The 1,086-nt window shown below is 45.8% G+C and carries 1 protein-coding gene; it reads right to left on the bottom strand.

Features of this window, described 5'->3' with window-relative positions; all coding sequences use genetic code 11:
• Positions 1 to 23: 23 nt before the first annotated feature.
• Positions 24 to 1,086 (bottom strand): autotransporter outer membrane beta-barrel domain-containing protein (locus HMPREF3119_RS00375; protein ID WP_210388484.1); only part of this gene is annotated, 1,063 nt, incomplete at its 5' end.

The raw sequence follows: 1,086 nt of genomic DNA, 5'->3' as shown, positions 1-1,086 counted from the left end.
CTGGCGACCATAATGATAATCCGTTAAAAGTGGTATTTAAAACCAAGGTTACCGCGCATATTATCAGCCTTACCATCACTGTTACTCAAGGAATGGCTGTAGCGGGCATCCATATATAGGTAGGAGGTTTCACCAACCGGTAACTGAATCCCTCCGCCCACTTCACCAAAGGTAGAGGCAGTTTTTTCTTTGATACTGTCTGAACCGATTTTCACCGTCTGGTCATTATCAATGAAATCATGCACAACGTTACTCACAAAATAGATCGTGTTGGTTTTCAGTTCCGGCGTTCCGGTGTTATACGCCAGTCTTACCCCTGCACGACCTCTTAATCCATGACGGTCTTTTTGATTAACACTGACATCATGCTCGGTTTTGAAATTACTGAAGGTACGATACTGGTAGATAAGCTGAGCCTGAGGCTCAATTTCCCAGTCACCGTTACTGATACCATTATCGGTCAGCGCAAAAGGCCGGCCTACTTCCCCGGATACTGCGACACCGTAAGAATCATTGCTTGATTCAGAGCCGCGGACAGACTCATATTTGTTATGAATGTAATCCAGATTACCAACTAAATCTAAGTAACTGCCATTCTTATCGTAGAACGTAGTATAAGCCCCAAGCGCCACCATATCACTTTTACCGGTACCCGTACGCTTATCCTTTTCAGCATACTGTCCGTTACCAGTATCAAAGAATACAGAACGACGATCATTAAATTTCAACGTGTCGTGTGCATATGTCACCATCATGCCGGAATGACGACGTGAGCCGGTATTCTCGTTATAGTTAACGTTAAAGTCATAGCCAAACTGACCACCCCACATTTTAGAACGGTAACCATAACGGTTATCACCGTCAGCCCGTGCTAAGTTACCCAGCATTTTACCCCAGACCTGATCATCGCGGTGAGTTGACTGGCACTGGGTGCAATCATCCCAGGCCATTGTTTGTTGCTCACTCACCCGTTCATGCAATGTACGGATAAGGTTATACCCCATTTCCATATTCGCCGTCGGCATACGAATAAATCCGGAAACTTCCGGCTTCACTGGGTCTACAGGGTCTACAGGGTCTACAGGG

Origin of the sequence: Morganella sp. HMSC11D09 (genome assembly GCF_001807955.1) — a bacterium.
GTDB lineage: Bacteria > Pseudomonadota > Gammaproteobacteria > Enterobacterales > Enterobacteriaceae > Morganella > Morganella morganii.
This window is presented reverse-complemented; position numbering and strand designations above follow the sequence as displayed.